3 protein-coding genes are annotated in these 2595 nt (G+C 41.8%); 2 read left to right on the forward strand and 1 reads right to left on the reverse strand.

Annotated elements, in window-relative coordinates; all coding sequences use genetic code 11:
- Positions 1–130 precede the first annotated feature (130 nt).
- Together QUA25_RS29005 and QUA25_RS29010 are read left to right on the forward strand one after the other, a co-directional pair.
- Positions 131–1188, forward strand: a protein-coding gene (locus tag QUA25_RS29005) for an ISKra4 family transposase (protein ID WP_333043144.1) whose coding sequence is annotated in 2 segments (ribosomal slippage) — positions 131–287 and positions 287–1188 — 1059 coding nt in all. Because the reading frame shifts where the segments join, the coding sequence is not laid out codon by codon here.
- Between the two features lie 353 nt (positions 1189–1541).
- A complete protein-coding gene (locus tag QUA25_RS29010) occupies positions 1542–1934 on the forward strand; it encodes a transposase (protein ID WP_445242263.1) in 393 nt (130 codons plus the stop codon).
- Between the two features lie 161 nt (positions 1935–2095).
- Here QUA25_RS29010 and QUA25_RS29015 read toward each other — a convergent pair.
- The coding region (locus tag QUA25_RS29015; RefSeq protein ID WP_445305276.1) for a calcium-binding protein at positions 2096–2595 on the reverse strand (500 nt) is incomplete at its 5' end.

Here is a 2595-nt window from a genome sequence, read left to right on the forward strand (position 1 = left end):
AGATTATTAAATGAAGGAGAAATGGTTATTAAATGGGATCGAAAAATCAAAAATAAAGGCAATGCTATTTTATCCGGCTTAGCTGCGTAGCAGCTTACAATAGTTAATAAATAATTTTGAGAGACTAAACATGAGGCCTGACGAACAAGCACGCTTACAAGCTCATACTGCTGAAATCGCCAAAATTTTATACAGAAACACTCCCCCCGAGGCATTAGATAGCCTGGAAACAATAGAAGGGCACTTGAGAAAACAATGGATAGAGATAGTGGGACCCGAAGTTGCTTTTTTTTTATCAAAGAAACCACGGGAACAGACAAAGGACGCCCCCGAACAGTAAAAAGCTGTGTGGGTGAATTAAAAATTACCGAAAAACAAGCAGAAAAATTAAATCTCAAAAAATCGACTCGCTTGGCCCCTTTTTTTGAGAAATGCTGTGTGCGACAAGTAGCCCTGTTATCCTATTCCAAGGCATCTCAAGAAATTGAAGTACAGACGGGAGTCAAGATAGGTCATACCAGTTTACATAGATTGGTAGAAAACCAAGAGTGGGTCGAACCAGTAGCATTCACCCCAATTAAAGAAACCAGTGTGGATGGAGGGAAAGTGCGTGTTAGAGGACCAAAAGGGGATGGTTCTCACTGGCTGGATTACAAAGCAGTTAGTCTTCATGGCAGCTTTTATGCTGCATATTTTCTGAAAAATGAAGTATTGATTGATTATGTCAATCGTCAGCCGTTAAATTCCCTAGTGACTTGTTTGGGTGATGGACATGACGGAATTTGGAATCTGATCGGTAAATTCAATCCGGATGGTAATCGCCGAGAAATCTTAGACTGGTATCATTTAGTAGAAAATCTGTACAAAGTAGCAGGGTCTAGGAAACGGCTGTCTAAAGCCAAAGAATTGTTGTGGCAAGGTCGTATAGATGAAACCATGAAGTTGTTTGAGTTGTGCAGTAGTCGTCAGACTACTAACTTCTGTAAATATCTCACAAAACATCGGAATCGAATTGTCAACTATCAACTCTTATCCAGCCAAAATATTTGTTCTATTGGGTCGGGAGCAGTGGAATCATTAGTCAAACAGATTGATAGAAGATTGAAGATTTCCGGCGCTCAGTGGTGTCGTGAAAATATTAATCAAATGCTCAAACTTAGGTGTGCTTACTTGAATGAATTAATCTAAAAAATAGACACGTTTTCTATATTTTTCTTCCCAAATCTCATACTTTAAATACTCCTCTATCGCCAGTTCGGTTAGCCTGCGGGCGACAACTTTTCTGTTCTATCATGTAGCGCAGGGCGAAAAATTTTGGTTCATATCATACTTTTAACCATTTACAAAACCGGGATGCTCCCAATCCGATCTCCGCAGAACTTGCAGGAATTGAAAAAAAAATCTGCGCCGATTCGTCAAGGACATCAAGAAGCAGAACCCTTCAAGCGACGTAGAAGTCGGGTCAATGGACGAACATCGAAGCGGATTGAAACCTGTGAGAGAGACGAGAATGGGCGGATGAGTTTAGTAATGCCACTGCTGTGGTTAACTGGCGGTTTCAATGGTTGTGTTTATATGGTTTTGTGTATCCGAGTTCAGGAGAAACAAAGGCGTGGATATTGCCATTTGTCAATAGCCAGCTTTTTGAGCGAGTCTTAGCAGATTTTGCCAGCCATTTTCAAGCGGGGCAGAAAAAAAGAGTAGTTTTAGTAGTAGATAGAGCCGGATGGCATTTGAGTAAACAAGTAAAAATTCCAGACGGCATACATTTGTATTGCCTGCCTTCACACTCGCCACAACTGCAACCAGCAGAAAGGCTATGGCCGCTGACAAATGAACCGATAGCCAATCGCTGTTTTAAAAACTTAGATGAATTAGAAGCAGTTTTATTTGAGAGATGTCAAAAACTGTTAAATCTCAAACAGCTCGCTTAGTGGTTTGACTTATTTCTATTGGTGGCCGGAGCCAAAATCTTAATCATTGTCAATAGACCGGACATGATAATAGCTATTTTTTAGGATTGGATTTTTTGAATAAACAGCGGTAAGGTGCTATGTGAATGCAACCCTACACGCTGTTTTTTGTGAGGCGTTTCTTAGCGAGCCAAAATCAGAAAATCGAGAGAAGTAATAGTATTATCAGCCCCAAAAACCTGAGCTAAAACCTCGCCTGTGGCAGCAACTTGCAGCAGTGTGCCATTAGCCGTCGAGTTAATTTGCAAAGCCTCAAAACTCAAGCCACCAGCCAGGACAAACTTATCAGTTCCTACAGAAAAATTGAGCACAGTATCAAGACCACTATTAGCGCTTAACACAAAGTGATCATTCCCCACACCCCCAATCAAAGTATCATCTCCGCCATCACCAAACAGCCAGTCATCTCCTGCACCCCCATTGAGAATATCGCTATCTTTCCCTCCGTAAATAGTGTCATTACCCGAGTCACCGTTGAGAGTATCTTGACCTTCATTGCCGTATAACAGGTCATCGCCACTACCACCATTAATACAGTCTTGCTCACCGTCAGGGCCGACAGCGCCTCGCAGATTTTCCCCACGATCGCCACTAATGGTATCGTTACCTTCATCGCCGCACA

Origin of the sequence: Microcoleus sp. Pol17C6, from assembly GCF_036701145.1 — a bacterium.
Lineage (GTDB): Bacteria > Cyanobacteriota > Cyanobacteriia > Cyanobacteriales > Microcoleaceae > Microcoleus.